Genomic DNA, 14910 nt, shown 5'->3' with positions numbered 1-14910 from the left:
TGATAGAGAAAAAGTGACAAAGATAAAGCATAAAGCCAAAAGAAATATGATAAAAGAAGCTGAATTAATAGAACTATTACATAGCACAGAGACCTATAGAATAGAGCGAACAACTTCGATAAGCGACATGGATAAGTTCCAAGAGGCCATTTGTGCATTCTCAAATGATTTGCCTGACTCACGGAAAAAGGGTTATCTTATTCTCGGTGTACACGATGATGGCCGACTATCTGGATTGAAAGTAGGCGACGAACTGATGAAGAAAATGTCTTCCATACGCTCAAACGGAAATATACTTCCTTTGCCTATCATGTCGGTTGAACGATTTAAATTCGACCAAGGTGACGTCTTGGTCGTGGAAGTTCTACCAGCTTTGATTCCCCCCGTACGCTATCGTGGACGCACTTTCATACGCATTGGTCCAAGAAGAGATATTGCTTCCGAGGCTGAAGAACGAATCTTGCAAGAAAAACGAATAGCCTATATGGCCACTTTTGATGCAATGCCCTGCTTTGGTTCTTCATTAAATGACATTGATACGCGATTTATTACAGAAGACTATTTACCGCAAATCATCGACAAAATGGAGTTACGGACTGATAAGCGCACACTGGAAGAACAACTTTCTTCTATTCATCTATACGACACATCGCATAATTGCCTCACCAATGCAGCTATTATTCTATTTGGAAAGAATCCATCATTCTTCATGCATGGATGCTATGTTCAATACGTTCAATTCGCTGGAGAGGACACAGGCACAGCTATTCTGAATGAACGACTAATAAAAGGTGGGCTCTATACAATGCTCCCCAAGTTGGAAAGCTTCGTAAAAGACGCTATCATAACAGCGCGCCCGCTTCCTGTAAGCATGTTGCGTGAGCAAATTGTTTATAACTACCCCGAACTGGCTCTACGCGAATTATTGATGAATGCCTGCATGCATCGTGACTATCAGTCAAACATGCCCATACGCATTTATCAATTCTCTGACCGCATAGAGATCCTAAATGCAGGAGGGCTATATGGTGAAGCCCGTCCAGAAAACTTTCCTCTGGTAAATGATTATCGTAATCCTATTATTGCCGAAGCAATGAAAGGATTAAAATATGTGAATATGTTTAATCGAGGAATTCAGCGCGTAAAGGTCCTTTTACAAGAGAATGGAAATCCTGAAGCCGATTTCAATGTTAATAAATTAACAGCCTTTGAGGTCGTCATCCGCCCATCTTTGTTACTTAACTTAGTCACTGACGGAGAAAAAGTGACAAAGTTAGCCGTTCGCTCTACGGCAAAAATGAGCGAAATAATAGACTTCTGTAAGCAGCCAAGAACACTCACAGAGGTCATGGAACAATTAGGATTAAAGCACCGTAACTATATAAAAACAAGATATATAAACCCACTTATTGAGAGCGGTTTCTTAGAAATGACAAGCCCAGATAAGCCCAATAGCCGCAATCAAAAGTACAAAAGCATTTTAACTTAGTCACTTTAACTTAGTCACTCAAGTGACTAAGTTATTCAAAAATACTGAAAGCAAAGCAGTTAGCAAAATTAACTTAGTCACTTTTCTTAGTCACTAACGGAGAAAAAGTGACAAAGTTGTGGGTCCAAGCAGAACATCATGCCGCAAAGGCCGCACCACAGGGTGAGATAATTCACGCATAATCATCACGCTTTATCCTATAAATTGCCTGCAAATAGAATAGCTTTTATGTATCAATTCACACGCTTTTTCCAACTGAGACGCAAGATGATGCAAATAGTGATGTTGCACATCAATCCCATCAAGTTCGCCCTTTATGGCATCAAATTGGGTAAGCAGCCACGCATCTGCAACCATGTCTATCTGCATGTGCACCCCAAAAGCAGCGTGACGATAGGCGATTCGTTCACGATGACGAGTGGGGAAAACTTCAATCCGCTATGCCGAAACATCCAAGGCACCATCTATGCGGAACGCGAAGACACGGTGATTAAGATTGGAAATCACGTGGGAATGTCGTCAACTTGCCTGTGGGCAAAGCGCGAAATCATCATCGATGACCACGTGAACATCGGTGGCGACTGCATCATTATGGATAGTGATGCCCACAATCTCGACTGGCACGTGCGCGATTCGGGCGAAATGTTCGATGCAACCACCACGATGGATGTGCACACAGCCGCTTGTAAACCCATCCACATCGGTAGCCATGTGCTCATCGGTGCACGCTGCATCATCCTCAAAGGCGTTACCATTGGACGCGGAAGTGTGATTGCCGCTGGCAGTGTAGTGACCAAAAGCATTCCCGAAAACGTCATTGCGGGCGGCAATCCATGCCGGGTGATTAAGCCGTTGGACGTATAATCTACAAAAGACACGCACAAAAAGCAGCGAAACCAACGATGTTATTACGTAAAATCAAAGCCAACTGGCTCTATATTGTGGTGTTTAGCACCTTCTGCTATAGCACTATAGAACTTGGTGTTTTGTTGCTGACGCTGCTTTATCTCATTCGCCATTCGCTGGTGAAAGCGCCCCATGTGCTGGTTTATCTGACGCTGTTCTTTGCCTATTCTGTCGTGGTGGCAACCACCATCTTGGGCTATCCCATGAGCAAGGGCTTGCAGCAATATGTGCTACTCACCCTCTACATCCTGATTTACTATAGTCTCTTGTCACAGCAAAAGGCCAACATCGAGGGGCTATTCATCGTCTATTTGAAGGTAGCCAAGGTGGTTGGGCTGCTCGGTTTCATCGAACTTTGTGCCTATGCTGCCACACATATCGACCTTTTCTCGTTCACCTTGTGGGCAAAAACCAATACCGAGGTGGCATCACACATCATTCGTGTGCATAGCACCTTAGCCGAAGGCGGTTATTATGGCACCATTCTAAGCCCATTTATCGCCTATATCATCCTCTATAAAGATAAATTCCATCTTTTCAAACGGTGGCAATTGGTGCTCATCTTCACGAGTTTAGCATGCTCTTTATCGACCATTGCATTCATTACAGCCGCCATTTGCCTGTTCAAATGGTTCTACCAACGGGTGAACAAAGGCATTTTGTTCAAGATGATTGGTGCTTGTGCTATAGGAATCGTCATCTTCTTTCTTTCAACAACAAAGCAAAGCGATTCTGAAAAAGGATTTAGTGGCATCATGCTTAGGCTTCAACAAACGGCCACAGCCTTGTCGAGTTTGAACAACATTTATGTCATAGAGAGTTTGAATAACTCGTCGTATGCCCTCTTAGCCAATACCTATGTGGCCACACATGCACCGCTGCGATGGACGGGAACAGGCTTAGGTACCCACAAACTCAACTACCATGCGGTGTATCAATCCAACAGACCACTCTATGGTCTCAACGATGAGGATGGCTATTCGCTGTTCAATCGCTTGCTATCGGAGACGGGAATTCTCGGCCTCCTCGTGTATATCGTGTTCCTATTCAAATGCAGGAGCAAGCAATCTATGATTAACACCTGCGTGCTCTTCTATCTGTTGGGCACCTTTATCCGTGGAGGGAACTACTTTGTTTATGGCATGATTTTTTACAATATGCTTTATTATTTCTCCTATAAAGAAACCAAAATAACACAACGATTACGACTAAGAAACGAAAAGAAATGAGCCCTAAGATTTCAATTATCATTGCAACTTACAACGCAGGCAAAACGCTTGTGCGCTGTTTGCAAAGCATTCGCGAACAAAAGACCAACGAGATTGAACTCCTTGTGATAGACGGTGGGTCGAAAGACAACACCCTCGATATCATCAACACCTATCAAGACACCATCAATTATAGCTGCTCCGAGCCCGACAAAGGTATTTATGATGCCTGGAACAAGGGCATTACCCATGCCAAAGGCGATTGGATGATGTTTATCGGTGCCGATGATTATCTGATGAATGGCGGGCTATCAACCTATGTAAGCCTGTTATCACAAGAGGATTATACCTCATACGACCTCATTTGCGCCAAGGAACTATTGGTAGATGCGTCGGGGAAAGTGCTCAAAACCATTGGAAAACCCTATCATTGGGACGATTTTCGCAGGCAAATGTTGATAGCCCACGGGGCATCACTTCACAACAAAAAACTCTTTCAAGAGGTGGGTTTGTTTAGCTTACACTACTCCATCTGCGCCGATTATGAATTTCTTTTACGAAAGAAGCTCAAGAGTTTGTTTGTCAATGAGACCGTCCTTTGCATGCAAGATGGCGGTGCAAGCACCACTTATCAAGCCATTTTTCAGGCCTTTCAAGTGCGCAAGCTACACCATTCCTTGTCGCTTCCGCTCAACCTTTTCTATTTTTGTAAAGGCATAGGAGCGATTACCCGCAACCGATTGATGCACTAACGCTACGCCAGCATGCAAGTAAAAAATATCATTGTCTATAATGATTATGGACATATTTATGGGGGTGCGGGCAAAATTGCATTCGATAGCGCCCTTGCGTTGGCGCAGAAAGGCTATCATGTGGTGTTCTTTTGCGCCACAGGTCCCGTTGATTCGCAGCTCGAAGCACATGGCATTGAGGTGGTTTTCCTAAACCAAGCCGATGCCCTTTCCGATAAAAATAAAATTGCTTCTGCATGTAGAAACATTTGGAACCGCAAGGCCTATCGCGAGAGTCTCAAATGTTTAGCGCAATATAGTCCACAGGACACCGTGGTGATGGTGCATGGTTATGTAAAGACTTTGTCGGCAGCTATCTTCTCAACCTTTAGAAAACGGCAGTTCAAAACCATTCTGACCCTGCACGATTACTTCACGGCTTGCCCCAATGGTGGGTTCTTTAACTACCAAAAGAATGCATGTTGCACCTGCAAAGCCATGTCCACTCGCTGCGTGTTAACCCATTGTGATTCGCGCAATTACGCCTATAAGCTCTATCGATGTGTGCGCCAAAGCGTGTTAAACCATTGCCTACGTCGTGCGAAAAAATATATCCATGCCTACGCCGTTTCGAAGTTATGCGAAGAAAAGTTGCGCCCCTATGTAACGCAGTTTGCCACGAAAAGCGGCGTGCTCTATAATCCGGTGATACGCCTTTTAGACCATCCCGTAGATATTTCTCGCAATAACGCCTTCTTATACATTGGGCGGTTGTCCGAAGAAAAGGGCATCCATGACTTTTGTAAGGTGATGACTGAACTGCAATTACAGGGTATTGTCTTGGGCGATGGCTATTTACTTAATGCCTTAAAATATCAATATTCCAACATCACCTTTGCGGGTTGGGTGAATGGAAACGACAAGATGGCCTATTTAAAACAGGCTAAATGCCTCGTCTTTCCGTCAAAAGTGAATGAGACTTTTGGGCTGAGCGTGGCCGAAATGCTGTCGATTGGGGTGCCGTGCATTGTGCCTTTAGGTTGTGGTGCAACCGAATTAATTCGGCCACATGGCAATGGATTGACCTATAAAATGGGTGATTATGATGGCTTAAAGGCAGCCGTTGAACAATTCAACCAAACCGAAATAGCCACGTGGGCCACACGAATGGCAACACAACAGCTACCCAATCTCTCGATGGCAACCTATCTTTCAAACGTAGAACGCATCTTCAGCACGCTATAAACACCTGTTCCTTATGATAACAGTATCTATCGTTACCTTCCACACCGCAATAGAAGAGCTTCAAAAATGCTTGCAATCGCTCACGTCTTCACACATTGAATGCATCTTCATTATTGACAATTCACAGGAAGATTACATTCGAACATTCTGTGCAACGCAGCCCAAAGTTGAATATATTCCGCAAGACAACATCGGTTATGGTGCCGCACATAACATCGCCATTGCAAAGTCAATTGCACGCCATGCCACCTATCATTTGGTACTCAACAGCGATGTTTATTTTGCACCCGATAGCATTAACGCCATCGAAAGCTATATGGATGAGCATCCTGATGTGGGACAATTGATTCCCAACACCATCTATCCCAATGGACAATTACAACATGTTGTGCGATTGTTACCCACACCTGCAATACAAATCTTGCGACGATTCCTGCCTAAAACATGGTTTCAAAAGCAGAACAACCAATTTCTTTTAAGAGATTGGAAGCATGACAAACCGCTCAATGTGCCGTTTCACATGGGCTGTTTCATGTTTTTTCGCAATACCATATTGCAAGAAGTGGGTGGCTTTGACGAACGCTTTTTTATGTATATGGAAGATATTGACCTCACCAGGAGGGTGCATCGAAAGGCCCAAACACTCTTTTGGCCAGCAATAACCATTGTGCACAACCACCAAAGAGCATCGTATAAGAATCGAAGACTGCTCAAAATTCATATCCAAAGTGCTATCCGTTACTTCAATAAATGGGGGTGGTTGGTGGACAAAGAACGCACAAAATGGAACCAAATGGTTATGAAAGAAATCAATAAACAATAAATCATTTTATAATAAACAGCATATTTATGACACTCAACAAAGACAGCAAAATATACATTGCGGGGCACAAAGGGCTCGTAGGTTCGGCCATTTGGCGCAATTTAGAGCAACGGGGTTATCGCAATTTGGTGGGGAGAAGTCACCGAGAGTTGGATTTAACCGACCAGATAGCGGTGCGGAACTTCTTCGATAGTGAGCGACCTGATGCCGTTGTTTTGGCCGCAGCATTCGTCGGAGGCATCATGGCTAACAGCATTTATCGCGCCGATTTCATCATGCAAAACATGAAAATGCAATGCAATGTGATCGAGAATGCCTATCTCCATGGTGTGAAAAAGCTGCTGTTCTTGGGCTCAACGTGCATCTATCCCAAAGCAGCGCCACAGCCAATGAAGGAAGATGCACTGCTCACCTCGCCGTTAGAATACACCAATGAGGAATATGCCATCGCGAAAATTGCAGGACTAAAGATGTGCGAGAGCTACAATTTGCAATACGGAACCAACTATATTGCCGTGATGCCCACCAATCTTTATGGTCCCAATGACAACTTCCATTTGGAGAATAGTCACGTGATGCCGGCCATGATGCGCAAGATTTATTTGGCCAAACTCATTCACAATGGCGATTGGGAGGCCATCAAAACCGACATGAACAAGCGCCCCATTAATCCCACAGATGCGCTGAGAAGCATCATTGGTGAGGGCAATGTGGATGGCAACAACCCGCAGGAACGCATCTTGAAAGCATTGGCTTTCTATGGCATTGAAGATAACAAAGTGACGCTTTGGGGCGATGGAAGTCCGCTCAGGGAGTTCCTTTGGAGCGAAGATATGGCCGATGCCAGCGTGCATGTGCTGCTGCATGTCGACTTCAAAGACATCATCGGCATCGAGAAATACTCATCGGTGTTCTATGGTTCAAAGGTCGATGGCGCCGTAGACCGCAACAATTCCGAAGGTCGTGGCGGCGCAATTCCCGCCTTAGGTGAGATAAGAAACTGCCACATCAACGTCGGATCGGGCAAGGAACTCACGATTAAAGACCTCGCAACGAAGGTGGCAAAGGCGGTCGATTTCACAGGAACCATCGTTTGGGATGCCACGAAACCCAACGGAACACCCCGCAAACTCATCGACGTAGAGAAGCTACATCGCTTAGGATGGCACCACAAAGTGGACATCGACGAGGGCATCTCGCGCCTCTATCAATGGTATAAACGCAGTTTGGAACAACCATTTTAACAGATGAAAAGAATTAACAAATAGCATCATATCGTATGAAACTCTATCCTTTATTATTTGAACCCAACCTCCATGAAGTGGTTTGGGGCGGAAAGAAACTAACGAAGTGGAAACAATTACCTGCCCATGAGCAGCCCGTAGGCGAGTCTTGGGAGGTGAGTTGTGTGCCCCAATCGGTGTCTGTCATTGCCAATGGCGAGGCCAAAGGCATAGATCTGGCCTCCTACATCGCGCAACAACCCGCCGCAGTGTTGGGCAAAGGCGTGGCCAAAGCCTACGACAACCAGTTGCCCTTGCTTGTGAAATTTATTGACGCCAAGCGCAACCTCAGCATCCAAGTGCATCCCAACGACGAGATGGCCGCACGCCTATTCCACAAAAAAGGCAAAAGCGAAATGTGGTATGTCATATCAGCTGAGCCGGGAGCCTATCTCTATGCGGGCTTCAAAACACCCATCAATGCGCAAGAATATCGTCGTCTCATTGCCGAAGGCGACATCACAACCGTGCTCGCTAAGCACCGTGTTCACCCCGGAGACGTGTTCTATATCCCTGCCGGACGTGTGCATGCCATCGGCGAAGGCATCGTGTTGGCCGAGATACAGCAAAGCAGCGACCTCACGTTTCGCATCTATGACTACGGCCGTTTGGGCATGGATGGCAAGCCACGCGAGCTGCATACCGACTTAGCTGCCGAGGCTTTAGACTACAATGTCTATGACAACTATCGCACCACCTACAGCCATGAGGCGCTCAAGGCCAAGGAAGTGCTCGCCACCCGCTATTTCAATGTGCGCGTAGTCGACACCGAAACGCCCTTCCATCGCAACCTTTTGAAATATGACAGCTTCATCATTTCACTCTGTATCGAAGGCGATTGTAAAATAAAAATACGCGCAACGGGCGACGAAATTACCCTTCGCGAAGGCTATTCCTGCCTCATTCCTGCCGCCATTGCCGACTATGACATCATTCCTTTGGAAGAGAAAACCAAGGTTATCGATGCCTATATCGACAGCAAACAGTTGGAGAAGTAATTAAAAATGACAAAGAACATCAAGGATTCCATTGTTTCCCGCGACATAAAACGGCACTTAGCTGACATCCTTCTTTCTGTCTCATGGATGGATTTTGCGAATAGATACTTTCATAAGTCCTCTTCATGGTTTTACAATAAGTTTCATGAAAGAGACAAGAATGGTGAGAAAGAGGCTTTTAATGATGAAGAATTAGCACTACTTAGAAGCTCTCTTTTCGATTTAAGCGACCGCATACGCCGTGCTTCCGAGCAGATTTAATCTATAACAACATGATTCATAGGATAAAGAAAAGGTAGAAAATCTATCTTTATCCTATAACTGTTGGTGTGCCAAATATAGGGACACACAACTTGAGTGTTCACTGAATATGCTATGAAAAAGCATAAACAACAGGGACACACGAGTGGTGTGTCCCTGTTTTTATTATCAAAAGACAATGTGTAACAGCCTTTTTCTTCAACCAAATACTCACGTTACGGCTATTCTTCACCCATGCTTTTCGCTACCATGCAGCACCTTTATTACAGCTGATAGGCCACACCCACTGTGCCAAAGATGGGATAAAGGGTTTGTTCGATGGTTTTAAAGCTGCGATGGTGCACGCCCGTTAAGCCCCAGTTGAGGTCGAGATAGCCACCCAAACGGTTGGAAAACCACCAGTCGGCACCGGCCATCACACCCCATTGTGTGCGCCGCATGCTGTCAGAGAAGTCGAAATCGCCACGCTGTCCGGCATCCTTTCCGATGTTAATGCGCGGACCTGTGGGCGAACCCACGCGCAAATAGCCGTCATGAGCATAGCCATCAAAATGGCGAGAGAGCACGTATGAGAAATAAGGGCCAGCCTTTAAGCGCAGTGTTTTGCCCACATGTGCCGTGGCCAGCAACGGAATAGTGAACATCCATTCGTTCACTTTCGTGCGCACATTGCCCGTGAATTGTCCCTCAAGATGCTGTCCGCCACGGTCCATCGCCATGTGATAGTTCTTCACTTGCGCATCCACATCCATACCTTTGTTCTCCAATCGCAGCCCCAACAGCACGCCCCAAAACGGTGTCATGTGCCGTTCGGCATCCAAACCCAACTGGAAACTCGGCGTCAGCCGATAGCGATTGAGTTTGCGAATGGTAGCCGGAAGCCCCACAGGCGACGTGCCTCCGACTGAAAAACCCACACGAGCGCTGTAAGACAGGCTATCCATCAGGCAGCCTTGCGCAGAACTATGCAGCACGATGAGACCCATCGCCCACAATAAGAAATATCTTTTCATCATCATTGTTGTTCTTTTTCACACACCACACGCACACGGTCAACCTTCAAGGTTGAGCCCACTGCGCCTATAAACACGTCGCCCCGCTTGCTCGATGAGAACACCAATGCCAAGCTATAACCATTATTCTCAAGCACATCGAGGTCGATTTCGCTCGTATAAGCAAACGCCACATCGAACGCAGTCCACGCCGTTTGGGGTGCCACATAGCCCATATCGGCCCGCGCAATGATGGCCGGTGAGGTCTTCACATTCGTGCCATCAATCACCACTTCATGCCCGGCTGCATCGTGGTTGCGATAGAAAATGGCATAAACGGCAGCGCTATCTTTCACGTCGGTAAGCTCATGATTTTGCTTGTCGGTCACCTTTTTAGCCGGCGTATATTGGTAATAGCCCGTGAAACGCAGTGGCTTGCGATCGAAAGGATAGCCAAACTGCGTGGCTTTCAGCGGTGCCATAGCAGCATTAGAGGTGTCGAAATGCCCGTAGAACAGATTGCCGGCGGCGATAGGACTGCCAAACATGGCTCCCAAGATGCCTGTGCTTCGCGTCGTGAGCTGCACGCCTTTGCCTTCATAACCCTCGACCGACTGTGTGGGATAAACCGATGAAGGCTGCCCGTAAGCCGTCAAAGCAAAACCGCCATTGCCACTGGCCCACAGCGTATTCAAGCTGCCATTTTGCTCTTCTTGCCACGTGTCGTAATCGGGAAAACCGCTGCCCAAGGTCTCTTTCTTCACATGTTCGAAATCGAAACGCACCGTGTCGCCCACCATCCTCGCCACGTTTTGAATGCGCAAGGTGTAGGTGCGGTGGTGCTGTCCATCCTCCGAAGTCACGGTGTACGTAACAGGTCCCTGACTGAAATCGTGCTCCGAACCGTCGGCCGGCGTGATGGTTGCGCCGGGAGTGAGCACAAAGGTGGGGGCATAATGCGTCACGGTGTTCTGCCGTCGCGTCTCCACCACAATATCGCTTTGTGCAGAAGGCACTTCAACCAGCGCGTCGAGCACGTTGTAGAACACCTGCATAGGATAATCAACCACTATGCTTACCTTTTCAATATCGGCCTCGGCATTGGGCGCTTCGTCCTTAAAACAGGAACTCAACAACGTGCACGCCACCGCCATGCAGGCCAGCTTTACCTTGCTATTCATAGATGATGCAATACTTTTAAAGATGACTTTAGGCCAACAAAGGTATAAAAAAAGTGGTGAAATGCTGCGTGTGCCTTCATTTTTTTGCACCGATGCCGGCATTGGAAAGCAGGAATGACCACGCAAAAGCATGCAGATTGCGCGGCAATGGCTACCTAATTACCGTGCAAACCCATGCACTTTGCCGACAAAAGTCGCCCACATTGCACAGCCCCACTGCCGATTTGCACCGACCATGCTGCACAACAGGCGCTGCAATCGCCAAGCACACAAGACGCGAACACACGGCAGAGCCTCCGCCTGAAAGGGCAAAGAGCCGAGAAACCGCCCAGCAAGAGAGCGGCCAACGCATGTCTTTCCTCGTCGTGTGCGATGTTTTTATAAAAGACGTTAAATATAGACGCCTGCTGTTGCAGTGCTCTTCGGAAAAACGTATCTTTGCACTATCTTCGTAAAAGCAACACGACACAAGGCTTGAAAAAGATAAAACCACATGGCGTATGGAGAACAAGACCTCCGTTTCAACAGCCATGTAACAGGCTTGAGAACGGCTGAATGCCGAACACACGGCCAAACTTTCAGGACTTGACCACGACAAAGTGGGCCACCGCATGAAGCCATTCCTGGCCGAAAGCCCCATCATCTCGTCCGCGAGATGCCACTAACGGTCAACCAATTGCATCGCTCCAAATCGCAAGAAAAGATGTTTTCGATTCATCAACATAACCGCACTTGAACCCCAATCAGCCATCAGCGCCTGCACAAACCGTGTTTAAGGGTTGCTCAGATGGGCTTTCCTACGCTCAAAGGCACAGCCAACCACGTCGAAAGAAGGTGGCAAACCTGCGGCCGACAGACAATGATAAGAGGAAAAAGAAACGGTGAGAACCGCATGAAATGATTTAACGAGCCGCCTGATGGCTGATTTGGATTAAACAAAAAGGCATGACACCGACGCCGATTTTCTCGGACAAGGTGACATGCCTTACTTCATTTTGTGCCGGCAACGGTCATCATGCGTTCCCCAAAAGGCAACTCGCTTTGCCGACATCTGCACTCATTAAAACGCAAAAGGGAGCTGTCCACCCGACGGATGAACGCTCCCACTTATATTGGAAACCAATGAAGCGCGTTTATTTGTTTACAGCATCGGCCAACTCTGCGCCAGCTTTAAACTTAGCAACCTTCTTAGCTGCAATCTTAATCTTCTGCTTTGTAGCAGGATTAATACCTTCACGAGCGGGCTTTTCGTTTACACTGAATGTGCCGAAGCCTACCAATTGAATCTTGTCACCAGCAGCAAGTGCATCTTTAATAGCTGCGGTTGTTGCGTCTAATGCTTTTTTTGCGTCTGCTTTTGTGAGGCCTGCGCCTGCTGCAATCTTGTCGATTAACTCTGTTTTGTTCATAATTTCTCGTTTAAAAAAATGAATATTATTAATGAAATTCTCTTTTTCTGCCGGCAAATATAGGCTATTCCTTTCATTCAGCAAACAAAAACACGAAAAAAATGCACTGAAAACTGAAAAATAACTTGAAAAGGCTTGTTTTGCCATGTGATAAGGGATATTTTTCGTAATTTTGCACCATTATCAAGCAATTACATAGCATTTAAACAAGAGAGCATTATGATGCGTATCACACCCGTTACGAAATTTCTTTTATTAGTCAATGTAGTGGTGTTTTTGTTCATGGCCAGTTCGCTTTCAACACTGGTTCCGTTATTTGACTTTCAGGATTTAGAAGACATGCTGGGGTTGCATTTTTTCTTAGCCCCTCATTTTCATTTCTATCAGATATTCACCTACATGTTTGTGCATGCCGGCTTCACCCACATCCTATTTAATATGTTTGGCTTGTGGATGTTTGGCCCCATTTTGGAACGAGTGTGGGGTGGCCGCCGCTTTTTGTTCTATTACCTCTCGTGCGGTTTGGGTGCCGGTTTGTTTCAAGAGGCGGCACAATTAGTGCAATTCTATGCCATCATGTCGAGCCAAGTGCCCCATTTTGCGTTGTCAAACCTGCTGTTCTATGCCCAGGAAGCGGGCGCAGCGCTCAACACTTGGACCACCGTTGGCGCCTCGGGCAGCATCTTTGGTGTGCTTTTAGGTTTCGGAATGCTCTTTCCCAACGAGCGCATGTTCATCATTCCCTTTCCCTTTCCCATCAAAGCCAAATATCTTGTGGGTGGCTATGCCGCGGTAGAACTGTTGCAAGCCCTGTTTATGACGGGCGACAACGTGGCTCATTTGGCCCACATTGGCGGCATGGTGATAGGCTTTTTCATGATTCGCTATTGGCAGAAACATCCCACTCAAGGCCATCAAAGCTATGGCAACGGCCATTCGTTGTTTGGGCAATGGAAACAGAAAATGGAAAACAACGGCGGCACAAACCGATGGGGATGGCCGACCCATTCGTCGCAAAACAGCGCCATGGGCGACCGAAAAGCCGACTGGGATGACAACGAACGCCAGCGAAAGGCGCAGGAAGAGATTGACCGGATTTTAGATAAAATCAGGAAAAGCGGCTACAACAGCTTGTCGGCTGACGAGAAACGCCGTCTGTTTGAACAAAGTAACCGATCATAAACGCCCACACGATGCTCGTAAAGCTCAAGCGCATCACCGTGCAACTCCTCATGGGAGCCAACCTCAGCACCATTCTGCTGATGCTGTTTATCGGCTATTCCGACCGCTTTGACCCCACGAAACATCAGCTGTTGGCCAATGCCGGCCTGGTGTTTCCGGTGGTGTTGCTGGCGAATTTCGTGTTCTTGGTGTTTTGGCTTTGCACCAAAAAGCGGATGGCTTGGCTGCCATTTGCGGGCTATGTGGTGTGCTACGGCCCCATCAGAGCTTATTGCCCGGTGAACATTCCGCAAGATGTTCCGCCCCAAAGTGTCAAGGTGATGTCGTACAATGTGTGGAGCTTTGCGGGCTGGGAGCGCCATGCCAACGGCAAATTTCCCATCTTGGAGTATATCAAAGCGCAGCATCCCGACCTGCTTTGTCTGCAAGAAGCCATGACATACGAGATAGGACAGGCGCGTGTTGACTCGGTGTTGGACAAGCTTTTTGCCTATAAAGACACGCTGAAGTTTTCGGCACAGAGCGATGTGATTGCGGTTTATAGCAAGTATCCCATCCTCTCCCACGAGCGCATCGCCTATCCTTCGCGCGGCAATCTCAGTGGGGCTTTCTATATAAAAATGGGGCGCGACACGGTGTTGGTCATCAATAACCATTTGGAAACCACGGGACTTTCGAGCGAAGACAAGCGCGAATTTCGCTCGATGATGAAGGGAAAGTTGAACGGCGACGCTGCCAAACGCACGTCTTACAGGCTCATTGACAAGCTCGGCGAGGCCTCATCGAAGCGCGCTGTGCAAGCCAATGCCGTTGCAAACTATGTGAGTGGGCATTTAAACCACAGCATCATCCTCTGCGGTGACTTCAATGATACACCCATTTCCTATGCCCATCACACCATCGGACGGCATCTTACCGACTGCTATATCGCTGCCGGTAACGGGCCGGGAGTGAGCTATCACAAGGCCGGCATGTATGTACGCATCGACCATATCATGGTGACGCCCGACTGGAAACCCTATCGTTGCGTGGTGGACAATCGCATTAAAACCTCCGACCACTACCCCATCATTTGCTGGATGAAACGGGTAACGAAACCATAAAAATCGCAATTTCACAACAATAAATTTTATGGAGTGCGGTTTTTTTACTATTTTTGCACGGCTATATTATAAAAGATGTGGCCTACGGATGCGCGGAAA

General features: G+C 47.0%; 14 protein-coding genes. 11 read left to right on the top strand and 3 right to left on the bottom strand.

The window, feature by feature from the left end; all coding sequences use genetic code 11:
* Window positions 1–46: 46 nt before the first annotated feature.
* The 9 genes from HMPREF9431_RS09590 to HMPREF9431_RS09550 all read left to right on the top strand — a co-directional run bounded on the left by HMPREF9431_RS09590 (window position 47) and on the right by HMPREF9431_RS09550 (window position 8944).
* Window positions 47–1489: a Fic family protein gene (locus tag HMPREF9431_RS09590; RefSeq protein WP_004381068.1), complete on the top strand. Its 1443-nt coding sequence runs from the start codon at window positions 47–49 to the stop codon at window positions 1487–1489.
* A 228-nt stretch (window positions 1490–1717) separates the two neighbouring features.
* Window positions 1718–2353 carry an acyltransferase gene (locus tag HMPREF9431_RS09585; RefSeq protein WP_004381067.1) on the top strand — a complete coding sequence of 212 codons (636 nt, stop codon included), beginning with the start codon at window positions 1718–1720 and terminating at the stop codon, window positions 2351–2353.
* Between the two features lie 38 nt (window positions 2354–2391).
* Window positions 2392–3624: a hypothetical protein gene (locus tag HMPREF9431_RS09580; protein ID WP_004381066.1), complete on the top strand. Its 1233-nt coding sequence runs from the start codon at window positions 2392–2394 to the stop codon at window positions 3622–3624.
* Entirely contained in the window at window positions 3621–4355 is a 735-nt protein-coding gene (locus tag HMPREF9431_RS09575; RefSeq protein WP_004381065.1) for a glycosyltransferase family 2 protein, read from the top strand. Before HMPREF9431_RS09580 ends, HMPREF9431_RS09575 begins: the two co-directional genes overlap by 4 nt.
* Before the next feature lie 12 nt (window positions 4356–4367).
* Window positions 4368–5579: a glycosyltransferase gene (locus tag HMPREF9431_RS09570; protein WP_004381064.1), complete on the top strand. Its 1212-nt coding sequence runs from the start codon at window positions 4368–4370 to the stop codon at window positions 5577–5579.
* Window positions 5580–5592: 13 nt separating this feature from the next.
* A complete protein-coding gene (locus HMPREF9431_RS09565) occupies window positions 5593–6402 on the top strand; it encodes a glycosyltransferase (RefSeq protein ID WP_004381063.1) in 810 nt (269 codons plus the stop codon).
* Window positions 6403–6428: 26 nt separating this feature from the next.
* On the top strand, window positions 6429–7646 hold the full coding sequence (locus HMPREF9431_RS09560) for a GDP-L-fucose synthase family protein (protein ID WP_004381062.1): 1218 nt from the start codon (window positions 6429–6431) through the stop codon (window positions 7644–7646).
* Window positions 7647–7681: 35 nt separating this feature from the next.
* Complete coding sequence (locus HMPREF9431_RS09555; RefSeq protein WP_004381061.1) at window positions 7682–8683, top strand: type I phosphomannose isomerase catalytic subunit; 1002 nt, start codon at window positions 7682–7684, stop codon at window positions 8681–8683.
* Between the two features lie 6 nt (window positions 8684–8689).
* Window positions 8690–8944, top strand: a complete 255-nt coding sequence (locus HMPREF9431_RS09550; RefSeq protein WP_004381060.1) for a DUF5053 domain-containing protein — start codon at window positions 8690–8692, stop codon at window positions 8942–8944.
* A 263-nt stretch (window positions 8945–9207) separates the two neighbouring features.
* Here HMPREF9431_RS09550 and HMPREF9431_RS09545 read toward each other — a convergent pair whose 3' ends face one another.
* The 3 genes from HMPREF9431_RS09545 to HMPREF9431_RS09530 all read right to left on the bottom strand — a co-directional run bounded on the left by HMPREF9431_RS09545 (window position 9208) and on the right by HMPREF9431_RS09530 (window position 12673).
* Entirely contained in the window at window positions 9208–9957 is a 750-nt protein-coding gene (locus HMPREF9431_RS09545; RefSeq protein WP_025069989.1) for a porin family protein, read from the bottom strand.
* A gap of 2 nt (window positions 9958–9959) precedes the next feature.
* A complete protein-coding gene (locus HMPREF9431_RS09540; protein ID WP_004381058.1) occupies window positions 9960–11117 on the bottom strand; it encodes a PCMD domain-containing protein in 1158 nt (385 codons plus the stop codon).
* A 1133-nt stretch (window positions 11118–12250) separates the two neighbouring features.
* Window positions 12251–12673, bottom strand: a complete 423-nt coding sequence (locus HMPREF9431_RS09530) for an HU family DNA-binding protein (protein WP_004381057.1) — start codon at window positions 12671–12673, stop codon at window positions 12251–12253.
* Window positions 12674–12745: 72 nt separating this feature from the next.
* On the opposite strand from HMPREF9431_RS09530, the gene HMPREF9431_RS09525 reads away from it, so the two are divergent.
* Entirely contained in the window at window positions 12746–13708 is a 963-nt protein-coding gene (locus HMPREF9431_RS09525) for a rhomboid family intramembrane serine protease (RefSeq protein ID WP_004381056.1), read from the top strand.
* 11 nt (window positions 13709–13719) lie between these two features.
* Entirely contained in the window at window positions 13720–14811 is a 1092-nt protein-coding gene (locus HMPREF9431_RS09520) for an endonuclease/exonuclease/phosphatase family protein (RefSeq protein ID WP_004381055.1), read from the top strand.
* Window positions 14812–14910: the final 99 nt, after the last annotated feature.

The organism is Segatella oulorum F0390 (assembly GCF_000224615.1).
Classification (GTDB): domain Bacteria; phylum Bacteroidota; class Bacteroidia; order Bacteroidales; family Bacteroidaceae; genus Prevotella; species Prevotella oulorum.
This window is presented reverse-complemented; position numbering and strand designations above follow the sequence as displayed.